Annotated in this window: 21 protein-coding genes; 11 read left to right on the top strand and 10 right to left on the bottom strand. The window is 54.6% G+C overall.

Features of this window, described 5'->3' with window-relative positions; genetic code table 11:
• Positions 1-38 precede the first annotated feature (38 nt).
• The gene (locus tag TURPA_RS04320; protein ID WP_014802066.1) at positions 39-695 is read right to left on the bottom strand and encodes a phosphatase PAP2-related protein; all 657 of its coding nucleotides are present in this window, start codon (positions 693-695) and stop codon (positions 39-41) included.
• A 6-nt stretch (positions 696-701) separates the two neighbouring features.
• Positions 702-1,598: an AEC family transporter gene (locus tag TURPA_RS04315; RefSeq protein ID WP_014802065.1), complete on the bottom strand. Its 897-nt coding sequence runs from the start codon at positions 1,596-1,598 to the stop codon at positions 702-704.
• 227 nt (positions 1,599-1,825) lie between these two features.
• Between TURPA_RS04315 and TURPA_RS04310 the strand changes: the two genes are divergently transcribed.
• On the top strand, positions 1,826-3,868 hold the full coding sequence (locus tag TURPA_RS04310; RefSeq protein WP_014802064.1) for a hypothetical protein: 2,043 nt from the start codon (positions 1,826-1,828) through the stop codon (positions 3,866-3,868).
• A 17-nt stretch (positions 3,869-3,885) separates the two neighbouring features.
• Positions 3,886-4,680 (top strand): Ig-like domain-containing domain, encoded by a 795-nt coding sequence (locus tag TURPA_RS04305; RefSeq protein ID WP_014802063.1) that lies wholly within the window; start codon positions 3,886-3,888, stop codon positions 4,678-4,680.
• Positions 4,681-4,814: 134 nt separating this feature from the next.
• On the opposite strand, the gene aroC is transcribed toward TURPA_RS04305, so the two are convergent.
• Positions 4,815-5,921: a chorismate synthase gene (aroC, locus tag TURPA_RS04300; protein WP_014802062.1), complete on the bottom strand. Its 1,107-nt coding sequence runs from the start codon at positions 5,919-5,921 to the stop codon at positions 4,815-4,817.
• A 128-nt stretch (positions 5,922-6,049) separates the two neighbouring features.
• Between aroC and TURPA_RS04295 the strand changes: the two genes are divergently transcribed.
• From TURPA_RS04295 to TURPA_RS04285, 3 genes are all read left to right on the top strand, one after another.
• On the top strand, positions 6,050-6,283 hold the full coding sequence (locus TURPA_RS04295) for a hypothetical protein (RefSeq protein ID WP_014802061.1): 234 nt from the start codon (positions 6,050-6,052) through the stop codon (positions 6,281-6,283).
• 6 nt (positions 6,284-6,289) lie between these two features.
• Positions 6,290-6,616, top strand: coding sequence for a type II toxin-antitoxin system PemK/MazF family toxin (locus tag TURPA_RS04290; RefSeq protein WP_014802060.1), 327 nt, complete (start codon positions 6,290-6,292; stop codon positions 6,614-6,616).
• Between the two features lie 113 nt (positions 6,617-6,729).
• Positions 6,730-7,599, top strand: a complete 870-nt coding sequence (locus tag TURPA_RS04285; RefSeq protein ID WP_014802059.1) for a metal-dependent hydrolase — start codon at positions 6,730-6,732, stop codon at positions 7,597-7,599.
• A gap of 11 nt (positions 7,600-7,610) precedes the next feature.
• Here the strand turns inward: TURPA_RS04285 and TURPA_RS04280 are convergent, their stop codons facing one another.
• From TURPA_RS04280 to TURPA_RS04270, 3 genes are all read right to left on the bottom strand, one after another.
• Positions 7,611-8,840, bottom strand: a complete 1,230-nt coding sequence (locus TURPA_RS04280; RefSeq protein ID WP_014802058.1) for a cation:proton antiporter — start codon at positions 8,838-8,840, stop codon at positions 7,611-7,613.
• Positions 8,841-8,902: 62 nt separating this feature from the next.
• The gene (locus TURPA_RS04275; protein WP_014802057.1) at positions 8,903-9,712 is read right to left on the bottom strand and encodes a sterol desaturase family protein; all 810 of its coding nucleotides are present in this window, start codon (positions 9,710-9,712) and stop codon (positions 8,903-8,905) included.
• A gap of 1 nt (position 9,713) precedes the next feature.
• The gene (locus tag TURPA_RS04270) at positions 9,714-10,058 is read right to left on the bottom strand and encodes a hypothetical protein (RefSeq protein WP_041948294.1); all 345 of its coding nucleotides are present in this window, start codon (positions 10,056-10,058) and stop codon (positions 9,714-9,716) included.
• Positions 10,059-10,234: 176 nt separating this feature from the next.
• Here TURPA_RS04270 and TURPA_RS04265 point away from each other — a divergent pair, with 176 nt between their 5' ends.
• Entirely contained in the window at positions 10,235-10,765 is a 531-nt protein-coding gene (locus TURPA_RS04265) for an OmpA family protein (protein ID WP_014802055.1), read from the top strand.
• Between the two features lie 71 nt (positions 10,766-10,836).
• Here the strand turns inward: TURPA_RS04265 and TURPA_RS04260 are convergent, their stop codons facing one another.
• Positions 10,837-11,472: a hypothetical protein gene (locus TURPA_RS04260; protein WP_157210393.1), complete on the bottom strand. Its 636-nt coding sequence runs from the start codon at positions 11,470-11,472 to the stop codon at positions 10,837-10,839.
• Positions 11,473-11,664: 192 nt separating this feature from the next.
• Here TURPA_RS04260 and TURPA_RS04255 point away from each other — a divergent pair, with 192 nt between their 5' ends.
• From TURPA_RS04255 to TURPA_RS04245, 4 genes are all read left to right on the top strand, one after another.
• A complete protein-coding gene (locus tag TURPA_RS04255) occupies positions 11,665-13,023 on the top strand; it encodes a cytochrome P450 (protein ID WP_014802053.1) in 1,359 nt (452 codons plus the stop codon).
• A gap of 52 nt (positions 13,024-13,075) precedes the next feature.
• Positions 13,076-14,284, top strand: coding sequence for a serine hydrolase domain-containing protein (locus TURPA_RS04250; RefSeq protein WP_014802052.1), 1,209 nt, complete (start codon positions 13,076-13,078; stop codon positions 14,282-14,284).
• A 51-nt stretch (positions 14,285-14,335) separates the two neighbouring features.
• On the top strand, positions 14,336-14,503 hold the full coding sequence (locus tag TURPA_RS23335; protein WP_014802051.1) for a hypothetical protein: 168 nt from the start codon (positions 14,336-14,338) through the stop codon (positions 14,501-14,503).
• An 86-nt stretch (positions 14,504-14,589) separates the two neighbouring features.
• A complete protein-coding gene (locus tag TURPA_RS04245) occupies positions 14,590-15,903 on the top strand; it encodes a lactonase family protein (protein ID WP_169314399.1) in 1,314 nt (437 codons plus the stop codon).
• Positions 15,904-15,915: 12 nt separating this feature from the next.
• Here the strand turns inward: TURPA_RS04245 and TURPA_RS21400 are convergent, their stop codons facing one another.
• From TURPA_RS21400 to TURPA_RS04230, 3 genes are all read right to left on the bottom strand, one after another.
• Complete coding sequence (locus tag TURPA_RS21400) at positions 15,916-16,416, bottom strand: cupin domain-containing protein (protein ID WP_014802049.1); 501 nt, start codon at positions 16,414-16,416, stop codon at positions 15,916-15,918.
• A gap of 4 nt (positions 16,417-16,420) precedes the next feature.
• Positions 16,421-16,993, bottom strand: a complete 573-nt coding sequence (locus TURPA_RS04235; RefSeq protein ID WP_157210392.1) for an RNA polymerase sigma factor — start codon at positions 16,991-16,993, stop codon at positions 16,421-16,423.
• Between the two features lie 183 nt (positions 16,994-17,176).
• Positions 17,177-17,800, bottom strand: coding sequence for a DUF1554 domain-containing protein (locus TURPA_RS04230; RefSeq protein WP_014802047.1), 624 nt, complete (start codon positions 17,798-17,800; stop codon positions 17,177-17,179).
• Positions 17,801-18,044: 244 nt separating this feature from the next.
• On the opposite strand from TURPA_RS04230, the gene TURPA_RS21395 reads away from it, so the two are divergent.
• A complete protein-coding gene (locus TURPA_RS21395; protein ID WP_014802046.1) occupies positions 18,045-20,024 on the top strand; it encodes an adenylate/guanylate cyclase domain-containing protein in 1,980 nt (659 codons plus the stop codon).

Below are 20,024 nucleotides of genomic sequence, written 5' to 3'. Positions count from 1 at the left end.
CAGACCGCAATGTGCCGGGCGCCGTATTGCCGCTGCCCTCAACCATTCATGTCGCCTGACGCTCCGCATAGCTTGCGTACACGCAGCACCAGCCCCATCGCGCCATAACAATAGAACGGCGCAGACAAAACGTCGACCGTGTAGTGCACGTGCTGCACAATGAGTGTCGTCGCCATAATGATCACACCCGTGAGAAAGATCGGCCTGCCCCAACCCGGTGGCAAAATAAGATAGCAGATGAACATCGTCGACGTGTGGCCAGAAAAAAACAAATCTTTGTTGAGCTGGTGTCCGGTCTGCGCCCACGACATGAGTGGGTCGACAAGGGGTATCAGGCCTGCCGGTGCTTCGAGTGGAACCAGCCACATTCCCGTGAGTCGCAGTGAAGCGTAAACGGCATAAATTTGCAGACCGATCATGAGCCGCCTGGGGTGGCTCAGCAACATGCCGACGGTGCTGATGATGCCTGCATAGATGAGAATGAAAGTGAGCAGGCTCAGATCGACCGGGGTGATCATCGCAAGCAGCGGGTCTTGCAGCACGACGCCCGGGCGTGTTTCGTTATAGCGCAGATAGAAGAGCAGGCAGAACATCACGGTCGTAAGCACCGTTGCCGAGACGAGAAACTCAATGCGCTGCGGTGTACTTTCGGCAAAAGCCAGCCATTCGCTCTTTATTCGGCGCAGGTATAGCATATTTGATCAGCGAAACAGCAGCTTTACGACCAGCGATGTCAAGAGCGAAAGTGGAATACCGATCGAAAGCATGGCCGCAACCAGCGGTGGGTTTAAATTGCGCTGCATGGCGATAATGCCGCCGGTGATCATCGGCCCCATCGCTGCCTCGAGCACCACGATCTTGCGCAGATCGGCATTGTATTTTGCTGCCGCGTAAAAAGCATAGATAATCGCCGGAGCCAGAATCAATTTGAATGTCAGCCCCAATGCCAGCTCTTTGCCGAATTCTTTCACCTTGCCAGGCGCCCACTGCAAACCTACAGAAACGAGTGCGAGAGGTGCAAGCGTTTCGGCGATGCGTTCGGCAACGGCATAAACAGTTTCTACGGGGCGAAATACCTGAAAGACGAACGCGAGAAGCAGCGCAATAAACGGCGGAAACAGCAGCAGATTGCGTGCCGCCACGCGCAGGCTGAATTCACCGATGCGCAAGAAATCCACCAACGGTATAACGACCAGCGCCACGAGTAAGAATGTGCCCATTTGGTCGATAATCACCGCCACCGGAATGTACTGCTTGCCATACAGCGCTTCGATGACTGGTATGCCGACAAACGACGTGTTGCTGAGGCCTGCGGTGATCATGAGCGCGAGCGCTGTGGTGCGGTTGATGACTTTGAATCTTTCAAGCGCCAGAAAAAGCATCGCTGCGAGCAGAAACATAATCCACGGCATGAGGGCGGCGCTGAAGTAGGCGGGTGTCATCGGTATCAGCCGCAATGATTTGATCACGAGGGCCGGCAGCGAAACGTAAATAATGAAGGTATTGAGTACCGTATGCGCGTTTTCGGGAAACACCTTCAGCCGGCGCAACACAACCCCTGCGAGAAAGCAGGCGATGATGAGAATGAGAACTGTCATAGGTTTAGTGGATTATTTTCAATAGAGATTGAGGCTTGCAGCTATTAAAACGGCGGCTGACAAGTCTTCGCGAGTTGAAAAACGGACTTTACGCCAGAGCCATTTGAAGCCCCGTTGTCGAGAATGAGCAGCAATCTACCGGCAGGATTCTGAACAATGAACCTGCTCCATACCAAACAGCGAGTTTGGTATGGTTTTCGCTTTGAACTCATTACGCTCTAAACGAAATGCCCGCACCCATCATGAAATACACCAAGTTCATACTCCTGTACTGCGGGCTTGCCGCTGTCTTTACCCCGGTCAGAGCAGAGCTTGCCCGCATCGGCATGATCCATTATACAGGCAATGTTGAAAGCGCGGGATACTTGGCGGGTTCTCTCGCTTCGGCAATCGATGAATCACTAAAGCAGAAGTTTTCATACGAGAGAATTTCCGAAGAGAAAATCAACGAGGCAATGGCCGAGTTGAGTAAGGTTGGTATTTTCGACCCCCGAAAGATTCCTGAAAAGAATAACCTGCTGCGTATCGCAGTCGCGCTGAACGCAGATATCCTCATCTATGGCTCGTATGGCATCATCGAAAAGCCGCACGGGCACAAGCCGGCAGAGAATGAAGTCACGCAGATCAGCATGCGCACCTTTGTCTATTACGTCACGGAAAACCGTACCGCTGAACTGCCCGAACTGAAGCCCAATCTTGACGCGTCGCTCTTCGAAGCGATCAACACCTCTGCTGAAAACGTGGTGAGTGAGCTCAAGAAGATTACGGTTGAGACAGAGGGCGAAGAAGAATCCGCATCGATACAAACTGTTGGCACTTTGCGTATGGCATGGTTGCCACCTGCACCCGGCCAGAGCCACAAAGAAGTCACCAGTCTCTATGCAAAAATTTCGGCGAGTATTCGCGACGACGGGTATGGAGTTCAGATTTCAGCAAAGGGAGTTGAACGGTACGCCCGCAAAAGCGGATGGAGCACGGACCTGGCGGCCGATACGCAATACCTGGCGACTGCTGCTGAGGCATTAAAAAGTGATCTGTTGTTCTGGCCTGGCACGGCCAGCGAGAAGGGCAAAAAGTTCATCACGGTTTCGGCTTACCATGCCCAGTTGAAACAGATTCTGTTCACAGTGCGCGAAGAACTCGTGCAAGACAGCGATAGCCTTAGCGAAAAAATGAAAAGCGAGATTCTCGCACAGCTCAAAAGTCAGACTTTTGCAGTCACGGCGCAGATCGCCGGACTCAAGGGCACGGGGCTTGTGCTCGATTTCGGTGGAAAAGAATTTGCGGTGAACCCTGGCGAAACGGCAAAAGATTTTGGTTCGCGATTTAAGGGCGGCGAGTCTTATGTGCTGACAGTGAAAAATGCGCCCAAAGAACCGCGGCAATTCTGCCACGTGCGTAATGGCCGCAACAAGGTGACTTTCAAAAATACAGAAATTCTTATTAGCTGTATCACGGATACAGTTCCGGTGGTTGTCGTGCTAACAGATTTCCATGGGGGTGAGCTTGTCGTGTCGCTCGATGGCAAAGAAGAGCTCAAAATCGACGCCTTAGGTCAAAAGAAGTTTCAGACGCGGGTCGAAGACCTGCAACTCTTCGAGATCGGCCTCGTCAGTTTGCCCAAGATGCCCGCGCAGTACTGCAAGGTCGGTAAGCCCTCAAAGCTGGGTGATCGCGACACTATCGATGTCAATATCGGCTGCTACAAAGTGCCCGAACACCAGATTTCAGGGTATTTGGGGTACCCCGCGATGGGCAGTCTCGGCGGCAGCGCCGACAGTATCGCCGTAGATCAGAATTTTCCCGTTGGGCAGATGTTGTCATATTTTGTGGTCAGCGCCATTTATCAGGTGAAGAACATTCTGCCCTACGACCTCGTTCTGGGCGCGCAGCTGAATTTCTCTACCGCATCGGCGACGCTGCCGGTGCAGATGTTTTCGGGCGAGACTTCAACCGATACGGTAAAAACCAATCTGCTGCGCGCAGACCTGATCGCCTTCACAGCATACCCGGTGCCGCTGCCTTACAAGCTAGAGCTCTTGCCTTATGCCGGTTTTGGCTCTTCGTACCAGAACATTTGGCGTAGCGGTGGTGCCAATCTTTCAGCAGGATTCACCCCCGTCATGTCTCTGGGCGCGATTTTGCAATACGATTATACATCGAGCCTGAAGTTTCTCTTTAAGACCGGCCCCGATTTCTATTTCTATTCGGGCGGGCAAAATCTGCTGATTTGGAATTTCAGCGTCGGCGTGGGTAAGCAATTTATATGAAAACTTGCGGAGGATTTATGAAAAAGCTAATGGTTTGCGGCGTGATTCTGGGTTTTGCTCATTGTATGGGCGTTTCAGTGCCTGAAGACTTCGTCGTCGATAAGTATTATGCCTCGCCGACGCAGGTGCTTTCGACTTCACCTACAACGAGCATGAGTTGGACGACACTCACGCAATCGGTTCAGCTCAAGTTCAACAACCCGATGGAGGCAGCGAGTTTGACAGTCGATACTGTAGGTGACTGCGGCAGCGGCAATATACAGCTGTTGAATAATCGCTCTGGTGCCTGCAGCCCGCTAACCTTAACTTCTCTCGAAAAGCGAAACTCGATTCTCGTGGCCACGCCCTCTGCAGATCTAGACCCCAATACCGATTACACGATCACGGTGAAAGCCGGGGTAACCGATTTTCGCGGGGCGGCTTTCGGGTCAGACAAAGCCTTTCAGTTTAAGAGTGGCATACCCTTGGGTCAAGAGCTGCGTGTAGTGTCGGTGACAGCTGCCGCAGGTACTTTTACCGGTGGCGATATGGATATTACGGTTGTACTTTCGCGGCAGCTGCAAAATGGAACCCTTTTCGCCTTAAACGATTGTAATAGCATCTTCACAATAATCGATGCGCTCAATGCCTGCAATGCGGGCGGTTCATATCCGAATCACACCTTTCAACATACAGGTGGCGGAACCTATAGAATCTTTCACAAGAGCGGCGGTACTTTGCCAATAACCAGCCAGACTTTCAGAATCCGTCAAACTGCGATCGATCAGTATGACATAACTCTTGGTAACGATTATACCGTGACACTGCCTTGATTGCTCCTTGATTGCCGGACAACGATGTCGGTGCCTTAAACGGCGACCAGACCGCGGCTTTCGACCCTCGTAGGCTCTATGATTGCAGTATCGCACTTCTCTTGGCGAATAGTAGTCTGCGATTTCTTAAATAACTAGATACTCAAATTCTCATACCGCGCTGTCTGCGATAACAAGAATTGATCAACCAAAACCAGCGCCAGCATCGCTTCGACGATTGGCACCGCGCGCGGCAAGACGCAGGGGTCGTGGCGGCCTTTGACCTTGAGCGTCACATTCTCGCCGCGCTCGTTGACCGAAGGCTGCTCATGGCTGATCGTTGCGGTGGGTTTGAAGGCGACGCGAAACGTGACGGGCATGCCGTTGGAGATACCGCCCTGAATACCGCCTGAGTGGTTGGTACGGGTGGTAACTTTGCCGTTCTGCATTTCAAAGATGTCGTTGTGTTCTCTGCCGGTGAGTTCTGCCGCTGCGAAGCCACTACCGATCTCGATGCCTTTAGTTGCCGGTATCGCGAGCATTGCCTGCGCAATGAGGGCGTCGAGGCGGTCAAAGACCGGGTCGCCCCAGCCTGCGGGCACGCCGACCGCAGCGCATTCGACAACGCCGCCGAGCGAGTCACCCGCTTGGCGCGTGTCTTGTATCAGGCGCACCATTTTGTCGGCGAGCGCAGAGTCGGGCACGCGCACGGGGTTTGCCTCAATGGTTTCGCGCAGCGCCCTGATCTGTGAGAGGTCTATATCCCCCTCGAATTTCAAATTCTTGATTTGCGAGACGTAACCGACGATTTCGACGCCGGCCTTTTCGCGAAGAATTTTCTTCGCAATCGCACCAGCGGCCACGATACCGATGGTGGCTCGCGCCGACGATCTGCCGCCGCCGCGCCAGGCGCGATGGCCATAACGTGCGTGGTAGGTATAATCGGCGTGGCTGGGGCGAAAAATTTCTTTGATGTCGCTGTAGTCTTTTTCGCGTGCATTCTCGTTGAAGACTGCGATCGCTATCGGCGCGCCGATGGTTTTATCTTCGAACGTGCCCGAAAGAATGCGCGCCCGGTCGGGTTCGTCGCGCGGGGTGGTGATGCGGCTTTGCCCGGGCCTGCGGCGGTCGAGATCGGGCTGAATGTCGTCGACGGTGAGCGCAAGGCCTGCGGGGCAGTTTTCAATGACGCAGCCGAGCGCTTCGCCATGCGATTCGCCATACGTCGTGACACGAAAAATGCGGCCGAGGGTTGAGCCCATGCAGTGGGGTCAGAATGCACAGGCGAGAGGCCGTGTAAAATCATACGAATCAATCGCAGCTCTGATTACAAATCACAGAAAGTGCGCGAATAATTGCCAAAAGAATACCAGTTTAGTACTCTATTGGTATGGCAGCCACTACCATAAAACTTGAAGGCGAGGTTTTCAAAGAAATCCGCGGGGCCATTAGCGGCAAACAGAGCATCACGAGCTTCGTGCGTGAGAGCGTTCAGGCTGAGCTCAAGCGGCGCAAGTTTCGTGAAGCAGCGATTCAGTATCAGGAATTTCTGCGGGCAAATGAAAAAGAGGCCAGTGACCTTGCTCTGTGGCAGGCTGCCGCGCTTGAGGCGCCGGTCAAGTAGGGCGTCGTGCTGCGCGGCCAGCTTTACTGGGTGAACCTAACTGATGCGCATCCGCCTGAAATGGGTAAGGTGCGGCCGGCCATCATTGTCTCCAATACCGAGCAAAACCAGATTCTCGAAAGCGTCGTGGTTGTTCCGCTATCGACGCAGCCCGGCGAAATTTGGCCTCTGCGGGTCAGTCTCGCCACCGCTGTGAGTCCCAAAGAATCCTTTGCCGTTGTACCCGGCCTGAGGCAAGTTTCAAAATCTCGCCTTGTCAAGCAGGGCGGCCTGCTGCCAGCTCATTTGCTGGGGCGCCTCACCTCAGCGGTCACCGACTATCTGACGGATTGAGACCTGTCGCGGCCAAAAGATAATGAACACTTGTTTATTGAAAAAATCTTGACGGTCTGTTCGCTTTTGTGTCGAATGGTGCGTCGCCCCACAGTGGGTGAAAGGAGTTCACAATGGCAAAAGAGAACGTAATTCAAATGAACATGCCGCAGGTTCGGCGCCCCGAGTTCGGGCTTGAGCAGAACTTCACCAAGTATTACGCCGACGGCAATGCGGTGCTGACGCAGATTCTGAACAGCCTGCACGTTGTTTTTCCCGAGGGCGAAAAGCTCTTCATTCGTTCGGTAAAGTACTTTCAAGACGAAATTAAAGACCCACAGCTGAAAGCACGCATCAAGGGGTTTATCGGTCAAGAAACCCAGCACATGGCGCAGCATGAAAAAATCTGGGACACCCTCGAAAGCCAGGGCGTCAATGTGCGTGAATATGACGCTTGGTACTCAAAAAACGCGTATGAAACAGTAGAGGGTACAATCCGCAAAATCTTCGGCGAAGAGACATACAAGAAGCTCGCGCTGTCGGTGACCTGCGCGCTCGAACACTACACGGCGACGCTCGCAGAAGTGGCGATGGACCCCGAGCTCAACGCGATGCAGGGCTTCGATGAAAACATGAAGGCGCTCCTGATGTGGCATGCTGCCGAAGAGATTGAGCACAAGTCGGTCGCCTTCGACGTGATGAAACAGATCAACTCGGGTGAGGTCATCAAGAACGCCGGCATGGTGATCGGCACCTGGGCGCTGCTCTGGTATGGCGCTGTCGGCGCGGTGAAATTTCTCGCCGAAGACAAAGATATCAAGCTAACCGACATACCTGCGTCAATCGCAGAGAAGGCGCCGCTGACGGCGAAGCTGCTCGCGGCGATGGTGCCGAAGCTGGTGCAGTATTTCAGGCCAGACTTTCACCCCGACCAGATGAACAACGACTACCTCGCGACCGAATATTTCGACAAGAACCAGAAGTTCTTTCAAAAAGCAGGTTAATCCCCCACCGCCTACGGCACCTCCCCCGCTTGCGGGGGAGGCTGGGAGGGGGACAAACGCGGCATCACCCACCGCCTGAACATAATCGGCGTGATCATCGTTGTCACGACACCCATTACGACCAACACAGAGAATAGGCCCTGGCCGATAAACCCGCGCTGGTAGGCAATCGAAGCAATGACAAGCTCCATAACGCCGCGGCCGTTTAAGATAATGCCGATGCCGAGAGAGTTTGCGGTATTCAGGCCGATGATTTTGGCGCCGAGCCAGCCAGCGAAAAATTTCGAGAAAATTGAAACTGCGAGCACGGCTGCGAGAAAATCGAGCGATTTGACAGACGATGCGTTGAACTCGAGCCCCAGAGTCGCAAAGAAGACCGGCCCCAGAAAACCATCAGTGATAGAGCGCAGCGTGTGGTCGAGCTCGTTGAAGCGCGACGCGAGAAAAAATTCACGGTCGATCAAAAGCGCGGCAAAGAATGCCCCAATGACAAAGTGAAAACCGAGCGCTTCGCTGACAGAGCCGAAGAGCAACACGAACACCACGAGAATGCCGAAGAGGGCCTCGGGGCCAAAGAGTTCAACCAGCTTCTCAGACCAGCGCTGTATGCGAAAGCCACGGCGAATGAGTTTTTGCAGCGACCAGTTAAACCCCAGAATAAATGCCGCGAGCACCACGAGCTTCGAGGCGGTCACCGTAATCGAAATACCGACTTCACCGAGCGAGAATTGTACAGGCAGGTTGAGCAGTACCCCCAGCGCCAGAAGCGCTGTGATGTCATTTAAGACAGCAGTTGCCACTGAATAGCGCGCAATCACCGAGTCGAGCAGGCCGAATGTCTGCAGAATGCGCACCGCAACCGGCAGCGCAGTGATCGAGACGCAGAGGCCCAGAAAGATGACTCGCATCGTGTCAAAACCATAGAGCAGACCCACACCGATACCGGCGCCCATCGGTATCACAAAGCCTAAAGTTGCAATGACTAACCCGCGACCTTTGAATGCGCTGATAATGTCTTTGAATTCCATCTCAAGGCCGGCTGAGAGCACCACGAGAAAGACGGCGAGTTCAGAGATTCCCGAAAGCGCCAGGTTCGGCTGAATGAAGTTCAAGAGGCTTGGGCCGAGAATAACACCCGCGAGCATTTCACCCACAATCGCCGGCTGGCCGAAGCGCACGACGAGCCGGCCCATGATGCGGGCGACGACAATCAGCAGAAGCAACTTGGTTAGCAGTGACATATTGTTGGGCTCTTGGCGGCCTGAGGCGCCCGCTAGACCGGTGCGCGTCTCGCGCAACGCAACTACTTTTTGCTGCGTGTCGCAGAGTCTTCAGAAGCGTTCGGTATCAGCGGGTCGAGCATCTGCCAGAACCAGGCCTGCCGCACCGGCTCAGGAATTCCATAGCTATGCGGCCGCTCGGGTGGATTATAATACGTTCGAAACAAGATGTCCATGAGTGGTGAAAGGTTGGCGTAGTTCACGAGGCCGCGGCGGCTCAAATCGTGGTGCCAATGGTGCAGGTGCGGCGAACCGAGCAGAACTTCGAGAAATCCTAATCGTATATTGACGTTCGAGTGAATAAAGAGCGCCCAGAGACCACGAAAGGTCACGAACCCCGCGATGGTGTTCAGATCAAGGCCGAGCAACACCGCCGGCAGAGTCTCAAGGCCGCGCGTGTAGATATTGTCGAGCGGATGCTCGCGGTATGCCGCGATGTAGTCGACGTGCAGAGCGGTGTGGTGCACGCGGTGAAAGCGCCAGAGAATGCCGAAGCGATGCTGCGCGCGGTGCCCCCAATAGATGAGAAAATCGCTCAGCAATATCACAAGCACAATCTTCAAGGGCAGCGGCAGCTGCATTATCGTTGCCGGTAAAAATGAGGATGTCTCAATTTGCTGAAACAGAAATCCCAGAGCCAGCAGCGTCACGCTATTGAAGACGAGAATTTGTCCGAAATAGAATAGCAGGTCGTTCAACCATCCGCGCCGCAGCCAGGGTATTCGGCCGGTTTCAGCAGTGTCGGCGCGCCAGAAATATTCGAGTGGAATGAAGACGAGGCTGATGGCCGCCAGAAAAAGCACGGCCTGCGCGAGAAGTTCGAGCAGCCACACGTCAGGTCGGCGGTGGGGGTGGTTTTTTCACAGGCGGTTCGGGCACCATCGATTTTGAACTCGGCATAATGCGCTTGTGCTTTTCGTTTTCAGTTTTTGCGGGCGCATTCTCGCTACCGCCTTTTTGCTGCTTTGCCGATTTTTCGTCTGCCGCCTTCTGGGCGGCCTCTTCTTGAATCGCCGTCGTGCTCCCTTTGTCGTCAGGCCACGGTGTAGGTGCGCCCGATTTGCTCGTATCAAAAACCGGGTTTGGTCGGGGCTTTTCGCGCCCCTTCTGCTGCGCGAAAATCACTGCGCCGGCAAGCGCAGCCACGGCGAAGGTTAAAGAGGCAATACGGGCGACCATGGGCGAACGTAGCGCATGTATCTCAGGCTGCCAAGCCAAAATGCGAAAACACCCGGCAACCCTCAAATGGGATATTTTTCCCATAACTTGGGAACTCCACCTCTGTGGTGGGGGTTCACTTAGCATAGACCCGTCACGCACTACAGGTGTCGGTCACGGGTCTTAAGAGAGGTTTAATGGAAGTAAAGAAAATTAGCATTTTGTGCCTAATCTTGATTGCCGGTTTCGCCGCAGCCTGTGGCTCCACCGACAAAAAGGCCGACGCCAGCGCCGCCGGCGCAACGGACGGCACGGCGAGCGCGAGTTCAAGGTCTTTTGGCGGTGACGACCTGATCGTCGATCAGGCAAACCAGCAACTCGCCAAAGTGCCAGTAGTGGGATTTCCGCCGTTTTCAACGACGATGCCGATGACGCAGTTTGACCAGTATGGCGAAAACGCTGCGACTGTCGCGAAGGGTATTGTCGCCTCAATGCCCGCAGGCTATAAGCTGCAGATCATCGGGCATGCCAACCAGCACGCTTCGAAATCTGCCGCCTACACGAAGTCACTTTCGCAGCAGCGGGCAAAATATGTTTATAACTATTTCGCAAAGAAGGGTCTCGATAAGTCGAAGATGACTTATGTCGGCGTCGGCAATTCAGAACCAGACCCGAATCTGTCGCACGCCGACAATCGCCGCGTCACTTTTAAGTTAGTAAAGAAGTAAATTTCAATTAGTTGTCTCGAGTTTTCACCAACTGACTTTTGCCGGGCTAGCGGCAAAAGTCGGTTGGTTTTTTATGTGTTGGATGCCAGGTTGGGCCGGGAAATTTCGAAAAGATTGTCCCAGCCGAAATCGGTCTGCGCGCGAATCTCAGCGTGCCAGCTTGCGTCTTTCCAGCCGCCTTTGAGAGATTGTGCTACGGTGAGGCCTGCGATGGCAGCGAGCTTGTTGTTGCTCGAGAACTCGACGCTTGGCTCACCATCGACGAGATTGTAGAACGTGTGTAATCCATCGATCACCTTATAGACTTCACCGGGCCGATTGATGGGGTCGGCGAAACCGTCGATGGTCCAAGGAAAGGTTACGCCCGGTGGCACGGGGTAGACGCGGTCTGAATTTTCGCCTTTCACCCACGTGACGAACGGTGAGTGGTTCGTGTAGCTGCCGCCTTCGACACGGTCGATCGGCAGCACAACTTTTTGATAGTCATATTGCGGTTTTTTAGCTTCAGCGTTTGCAGCTGATTGGGTAGTCGCCTCTGCCTCAGCCGCCTGTTTTCTGGCTTCGAGTTGTTGCTCAAGCTGCAATTCGTCGAAGAGCAGTGCGGGCGAGCCATCGCGGTAATCGAAACCGCCGGGTTCTGCAAAAGTCTCACGCGCGTCGGCGAGTGCTGCCTCAGAATTTGTGGGAGCCGCATATGCTGCGGACATTGCCAGTGTCACCACAGCGAATAAAGAAAGAATTCGTTTCAACATCAATACCCCTTAGACCGAAGATCGGCAGATTGGGTTCCACCCAAAAGCCCATGCTACTTTTAGAATAACAAACTTTTCTCTCAGCTGCCAAAAAAGTGCCTGCCGGCAAACTGCTTGCCGCATCGATTACGGTTGCGAGGCAGCGCCATGATACCCACCACCGCATCGAAGGCAATACCCGGGCCGGCAGGGCTGCCGTTTCTCGGTAACCTGCTCGATGTCGAGCAAGACATCTTGTCTTTTTTGCAACAAGTTGCTACCTATGGCGATGTCGCGAAATTGACATTCTTCAACCGCCAGATCACCCTCGTGAACCACCCCGACCTGATTCAGCAGGTGCTCATTAAAGATAACGACGCATTCGAAAAAGATGCAGGTTCGAAGTTGCTCGCAAAATATGTGCTCGGCAAAGGTTTGCTCACGAGCGAAGGCGAAGAGCATAAGAAGATGCGCAAGATATCTTCGCCGGCGTTTAACCGCCAGCGAATTCTGTCATACGGCAAAATTATGGCAGACGCAACCGAACACCATATCGCTTCTTGGCGTGACGCATCGCGCATCGATATGCACCGTGAAATGATGGCGCTTACCTCGGCGATTGTCGCCAAGGCCCTCTTCAATATGGATGTAGGCGAAAAGGTCGACGCGATCGGCGAAGCGCTCGAAAAAGTCATGCGCATCGTCGAGGTGATACGCCTGCCGCTCAGCGACCTGTCGATGGCGTTGCCACTACCCCCCACAGTCGCGATTAAGTCGGGCATCGCGACCCTCGACAAAATTATCTATGAAACGATCGACGAGCATCTTGCCGATAGCGAAGACCGCGGTGATTTGCTCTCGATGATGATTGTTGCAAGAAAAGAAGCCGGCATCGACCCGAAAACGGCACGCAAGCAATTGCGAGACGAAGCCATGACGCTCTTTCTCGCGGGCCACGAAACCACGGCAAACGCGCTCACCTGGACTTTCTACCTCTTGTCACAGAACCCTGCGGCATATGACCTGTTGCAGGCAGAGGCGAAAGAGGTTTTGGGCAACCGCACCGCCACGACCGACGACATTGCGCAGCTTACCTATACCCGCCAGGTCGTCGCCGAGTCGATGCGTCTCTACCCGCCGGCATGGGTGATCGGCCGCACAGTCATGCGTGACTACGAACTCGGCGGCTATTGGATACCGAAAGGCAGCGAGCTCTGGCTCAGCCAATACGTCACGCACCGCGACGGCCGCTGGTTCGACCGACCGACCGAGTTTCACCCCGAAAGGTGGAAAGATGAAGAAACGGAAAAAAGACCGAAGTACAGCTATTTCCCTTTTTCGGCAGGTGTGCGCAACTGTATCGGTGAACAGTTCGCATGGCAAGAAGCGATCTTGTTGCTCGCCACGATCAGCCGCAGCTGGCGTGTGTCGCTCTCCCCCGGTTTTAAGGTTGTGCCCTTACCGCAGGTGACTCTGCGCCCGAAAGACGGCATGAAAATGGTGCTAAGGTCTGAACTCACCCCCTAGGCCCCCTCTATTCGATTTACCGCCCCATTAAAGTTGTTACTTCGCCTTCACGATGCACACCCCTCTGGCCACGCAGATCGACGCCGCAGCTGAGTCGGCGCCCGAACAAGGGGGATTAACCGCCGCACAGGTAAATGCCATCTGGAAAAAGCTGCAGGCGCTCTACGACACGAAGATTTACCCTGCAATATCGTTTTCGCTGCAGAGGCGCGGCAAGGTGATCATGCAACGGGCGCTCGGCCATTCGCACGGCCACGGGCCGGGTGACGTTCCGCAATCCCCCCGTCGCGTCATGACACCCGACACGCCGGTGTGTTTGTTCTCGACTTCGAAAGCGGTGACAGCGACGCTCGTGCACATTTTGCATGAGAGGGGTGCGCTCGATGTTAACCGGCGCGTTGCCGATTATATTCCTGAGTTTGCCAAGAATGGCAAACACGACATCACCGTCGCCGATGTGCTCGGCCATCGCGCGGGCTTTTCAGGGTTTACGCGAAAAGGCATGTCGGGTGAAATATTTGAGTTCGACCATGTTGTGCGGGTCTTGTGTGAGCAGCGCGCTGAACTGCACACGAAGGGTGCGGTTGCTTACCACGCGGTGACGGGCGGTTATATTTTGGCCGAGGTTGTGAAACGCACTACCGGCAAAGATTTGCGCCACGCACTTTATGAGCTCGTCAGGGGTCCCCTGGGCTTTGAGTGGTTCGATTATGGCGCACCCGGCAAAGATATTTCGCAGGTGGCGCAGAACTATGTCACCGGCTGGCCGAATATATTTCCGTTCAAGCAACTGGTCGAATACGCAATCGGCAGTTCGTTCGAGACGATTGTGGGTCTGTCGCGTGACGAACGCTTTTACAACTCGATTGTACCGTCGGCGAATATGGTCGCGACTGCGCCCGAAGTTGCCCAGTTTTTTCAGATGCTGCTGAACGGCGGTGAATTCAACGGCAAGCGCATTATGAAAGAAGAAACGGTGCGCGCGATGACGCTGGAAACCGGCAATACCTGGTTCGACCGCCGCCTCATGATGCCGATGCGCTATAGCCAGGGTTTTATGCTCGGCAATAGCCCGCTGGGCATGTTCGGGCCTGACACAAAGCAGGCATATGGACACCTCGGGTTCATGAATATTCTCTGCTGGGCCGACCCGCAGCGAGATATTTCTGTTGCGTTACTCAACACCGGCAAAAGCCTCGGCGGCAGGCATGTGCTAGCGTTCGCCGATGTGCTGCGCACGATTTCAGAAGAGTGTGGTTAATATTATTCAACTTGACGCGTGTTGCCATGGTGCGCGTGTTTGACCGTGAGTATGGGCAAGACAGCCAGCGCCAAGTTGGCGGTGAAGAATCGTCAGCTTGCAGAGATGACGCTCGAAGAAAAGATGATGCTGCCATTATATTTGCACTATCGCAGCCTTGAACTCACTAAGATTCTGAAGGCAACAGTTGAGCAGCGACCGAATAGCAAGAACTCTTGAGGTTGCCCGCCAAGTCTCGGGAATTCTCAGAGACGCCAATGTTCGCTGTATGGTGATTGGCGCAGCAGCGCTTGCAGTGCATGGTTATGCTCGGTTTTCAGGTCGAAACCATCACACCTGATGCAGACGATCCGCTTGGCGGTGTGATCAACGTGACGGGGTCTGATTTCGACCCGGTGCAAATCATCAATTTCATGAACCCACTTCGGCCGCAGCGTGTGCATAAACTTGTGGGTGAAGCGCTAGCAGAACTCACAGAAAATGCAGACCAGCTGCAAGTCGTATCGGCTGAATTGCTGATTTTGTTGAAGCTTTACGCGGGTGTTGTCTATATCCGCGTGCTTTACCAGCCGAAATTCATGTATACAGCCAATATTGGCACGAACAATATTTCTGCGTTCAGCATCAATTCAGGGGGGTCGCTCGCGTTTCTTGCAAACTACAATGCTGGTAATTCATGCCGCTTTGTCACGGTGCACCCCGGTGGTCGATATATCTACGCAGCGAACCATGGTTCGAGCAATATCTCGATTCTCGAGATCAACCAGACCACCGGGGCATTAACAACGCTAGTAAGTTCACCCGCGGCAACTGCGACAAACCCCTATTCGCTAGCCATCGACCCGCAGGGGCGCTTTCTTTTTGTCGGGCATGAAAACACTACGGTCGCTGCTGTGTCGGCGTACACGGTGAATGCGGCTACCGGTGAACTCACCCAGGTTGTGGGCTCGCCCTTTACCGTTGCTTCAGCCCCTGCCATCGCTTCGCCGGCTTCGGTACACGTCGACTTCACCGGTCAGTTTCTCTATGCAGGTTCGACCCAAAGCGCACCTGAACCCAATTCACTCGCATTCTCGATCGACCAGAATACCGGCGCCTTAACGCAAATTAGCGGTTCGCCCTTCGGCGCAATTCAAGATGCAATTTCTGTCTATGTGCACCCCTCCGGAAACTTTGTCTATTACGCGCAATACTTTGCGCCCCAAGGTGTTGTAGGGTATGCAAGAAACACGACAAGCGGATCTCTCAGCCTCATCGGCGGTTCACCCTTTGCCGCAGGCGCTGCGCCTGGGTTTGTAACGGGCGATGCGCAAGGTCGCTTCGTCTATGTCGCCAACAGTGGTGACACGAGCCTCACTGCGGGCATTTCTGCTTTTCAGGTTGCGGCCGATGGCGCGCTTGTGGCAATCAACGGGTCACCCTTTGCCTCGGGACTCAACCCCATCGGCTTTGCCATAGATGAAACATCGCGCTATGCGTACGCAGCAAACCAGCAATCGGCCAACACCACGGCCTACGCGGTTGACGCATCAACGGGGGCACTCTCGGTTATTAGTGGCTCGCCCTATGCCACCGGTACAAACCCGACGACCATTGCGATCGCTGGCAGTAATCCCTGAGTTCGTTTGGATTCACGGGTGAGCGATGACGAGCAACACGCAGTCTTCGATTGCGCTCACCGGCTCATGCCGCGTGCCCGCGTCGGCGATGAAAAAATCACCCTTCTCGAGTCGTGATTTTCCCGAGTAGCAACTTCCCTCGAGCACCATCGCCTGTTCGGTAGTTTTGTGATCGTGTGAGGGTAATGTATGTCCCGCTTTTATTCTTAACAACACGGAGCGATGCCCCTGCTTTTCGCTGAGCACGCAGATTTCGATTCCGGGTAACAGGTATTTCCAGTTTCGGGTCGTCGCAGGCATAACCTGCTGCTCTTCGCATTCAGCAACCGCGGCCAGCGTTCTTTCTTTCAGGCTATGGAATGGGGTAACGGCTTCAGCGCCGTAACACAGTGCGGTAGCGAGACGTTCGATTTCGGCAGCATATGCACGGCGGTGCCGAAAAAGCCGGTCTCGCCATGCGGGCTCTCTGCCTTGCGTCACGGCGTCGAGAATGCGGTGTTGCCAATTCTTCATTTCGTTAGATATCCTCACCTGATTGCCAGGCGCTGCCTAAGCCGTGCCGCAATTTTTTCAGCGCGGCAGCGATTCGGGTTTTGACCGTACCCAGCGGTATACCGCTCGATTTTGCAATCTCGCTGTGGCTTTGCCCGGCGAAAAAAGCCTGCTCGATGAGATTCTGTTCGGCTGCGCTCAGTGCTTTGAGCGCCAAATTGATTCGGGCCTGCAGTTTTTCCGGGTCGGTTTCGTTTTCTTTTGCAGGCTGCAGCAAAATTCGGTCGCTCAAGATGCCCGGTTGCAGATTCACCTCTCGCTCTTGCGCCGGTCTTTTCATGCGGTCAAGACACAGATTGCGGCATATGCGGTAGAGCCACGTGAGCAGCGCACCCTTTTCAAAGTTGTACAGATGTGCCTTCTGCCAAAGCGCCAGAAAAGTCTCTTGAGTAGCATCTTCGGCAGCGGCGAGATCGGTCAGCATCTTGCGCGCCAAACCAAGAATTTTCGGTGCGTATTTATCGTACAGCAACGCAAAGGCCTGTTTGTCACGCTGCAGAATACGCTGCAGCAGCTCTTGATCGTCTTGTTCGGCCATTCGTTCCGGTGCGCCCGCGCCCAGATACTGCAGAATTGGCTGCGTCGATAAAAGCACAATCAATAAACATTACGCCTGAAGAATGCATGTGGATTTACTTTTTTCATGGCTGCGAAAACGATCGCGGCAATCGTATTTCTGCTTAAACTTTTCGAGCTGCTGAGCCGCGAGAGAAAAAACCAACTACTGCTCTACGCAATAGAGGCGGTGCAGGTTGCTGCAGTTGATGTGAAAGTTGCCGATCGCTGTCGCGGTTGTCGAGCCCGAAAGCGCGTAGATCGCATCGGTCGTACCGCTGTCTGACCAGTCGTTGCAACGGTCGGTGAGGCTGGCTGAAGTCCAGTCGGCATAGGTGCCCGTCCATACGTTGCCGGCTCCATCGGCTATTGGTTGTGTAAGATTAAAGTTGAATAGGCCAGCGCCATTTGTCTGGCCGATAGGCGAGTTGTCTGTTCTGTAGTACGTTGTGTTCGCACGCAGCACCCAGTTGAGATTTTCGGCCTGCCCCCCTGGGCAGCTGGCAGATACGCACGCTTTGCGATCAGTAGCCGATAGCAGCGCGCGCCATTGGCCGCCCACAGATAGCGGGCGGTTTGAATCGTTTTGGCATTTTGCATCGGCCCCCGGTATGCCTCCAAGGTTTCCACTGTATGCCACCGCCGAAACGAATATGCGGCAAGCACTACTGCAGCTGCCAACAGCACCGCCATTGCCTGTTCCCGGATTCTCGAGGTGCGCCGCGAGGTCATAGTTTGCGCAGGCGCTCAGCCAACACGCAGCGGTGAGAGAATAGAGAAGTCTTCGCATTCTTTGTGGTGGCAAAAATGCTGGCAGCATGACGGCAATACGAGAGTATTTTTGGTTCGGATTGAATAATTTTAGGTATGTCTGCACCCGTTGAGACTGCGCTTAATACAGGTCGGCCATACTAGACTCCCCGTATCGCCGCTGTCTTAATCTAAAGCGGTAGGCAACTTGACGGCTTGATCGGGCAGGTCAGAAAATCACCTTCCCGCAATGCGCGGGCGCTCAACCCTGGTCTGGATCAACTGTGAAGAATTCTGCCCTCAGCGCCACCTCAATCGCAGAGCTCGAATCTGAACTCGATGCACAACTTTCAGCGGAGTTTAAGCCGAATCTCGCCATCGTGTTTGCCAGCGAGCACCTGATCGACTGGCAGATACAGCGAATCTTTGCCGAGCGGGGTATTGAAGTTTTCGGTGCGTGTTCGGCCGAAGAGATTAGCCTCGACCGAGTACACCAGAAATCGATCGCGTGCCTGCTGCTCGAACTGCCAGCAACGGCGATGCGGCTCAAAACTTTTGAAATCAGCGAGCCTGGGTCTGCAACGGCAGCGCACGACCTGGGAAAGACCCTCGCGGGCTTTGCGACCCAGCAATATAAAAATGCAGTCGTGCTTTTGCTCGTGGCCGGGGGCGGCATTGCAATACGCGTCGAGCAGGTGCTTTCAGGTTTCTTTTCCATCGCACCGGATATGCCTGTTTATGGCGGTCTCGCCAGCAGCTTTGCACTCTATGAGCGACCGCCGGTTTTCGGCGAGAGCGACCTGCGCGAAACCGCGGTGCGGGCGCTGGTTCTGAACCGCGACATTGTCGATGTACACGGCATCGCCGTGAGCGGCTGGCGCGAGCTGGGCACAACGAAAAAGATTACCCGCTCAGAGGGTAACCGCGTATTTGAAATCGAAGGAATGCCCGCAACCGATTTCTATCGCAAGTATTTTGACCTGCGCACAGTCTCGTCGCAGTCAGCAACAAATAATATCGACCCCGACCTGCTCGCTGCCAGTGAGTATCCGATACTGCTGCGCCGAAACAACGGTTCAGAAGTCATGCGCGCGGCCGTGCTGTTCGACCCCGAAACGAAATCTGTCACGTACGGCGGCGACATACCGCAGGGCTCGCTCGTGCGTTTCTGCTCGCCGAACCTTGCAGAGACGATCAGCAAGACCAAAGGTGAAATGGAAGAATTTCGCACAGCGCAGAACCTGAGCGATGCGGGGGCAGTGCTGCTGTTCAACTGCGCGATCAGGTCGCGCGCATTCGGCCCATACCTCGACAACGAGCTGGCGATGGTCCAGCGTATCTGGAATGCACCGGTTATTGGCTTCAACTCATGGGGTGAAATCGGCAACACGCGCGGCATGCGCTGCGACTTTCATAACACGGTGATATCGGCAGTCGTGCTGAGAAAGACAGGTCAGGGGCACAGCCACACCGCTGCGTCGGGCGGCCCGGCGCCGATGACTGAAGAACTTTTTGAAGCCCCGGTTTTTGATTCTACACCCGAGGCGCTGCGGCAAGAGGTCACGCAGCTGCGGCGGGAAAAGCGCATTCTGACCCATTTTCTGCACCTTACCTCTCGCGATCTCGAGCAAGAAAAACAGCGGAGTGAAGACCTGCTGCTCAATATTCTGCCGCAGAAGATAGCCGGGCGCCTGATGGCGGGCGAAACCGTGATCGCCGACCATGCACCCGAAACTTCGATTCTCTTTGCTGATCTGGTAGGCTTTACGAGCCTTTCTGCAAAACTTTCTGCTGCCGACCTGGTCGCGATACTCAACGACCTGTTTTCACAATTTGACGAACTCGCAGTCAGGTACGGCGTTGAAAAAATCAAAACGATCGGTGATGCCTATATGGCGGTTGCAGGTCTGCCCGAGGCTGCCGCAGACCATGCCGATCGTATCGTCGCGCTGGCACGCGCGATGTTTGCCGCGCTCGATGCCGTGAACGTGAAACACCATAGCTCCCTCGCGATGCGCATTGGCATCAACAGTGGCCCTGTCGTCGCAGGAGTGATTGGCAAGCGTAAGTTTTCGTACGACCTGTGGGGTGATTCGGTCAACCTCGCGCAGCGGCTCGAGTCGAACGGCGAACCGGGCGCGATTCAGGTGAGCGAGAGCACGCACCGGGCGCTGTCGAACCGCACCGGGTTCGTGCGCCGCGGACCTTTGCAGATTAAGGGATATGGCGAGATCTACGCGTGGTATGCCCCCGCCAAAACATGA

This window comes from Turneriella parva DSM 21527 (assembly GCF_000266885.1).
Taxonomy (GTDB): Bacteria; Spirochaetota; Leptospiria; order Turneriellales; family Turneriellaceae; genus Turneriella; species Turneriella parva.
The sequence above is the reverse complement of the archived record's forward strand: the minus strand, read 5'-3'. Positions and strand labels throughout refer to the sequence as shown.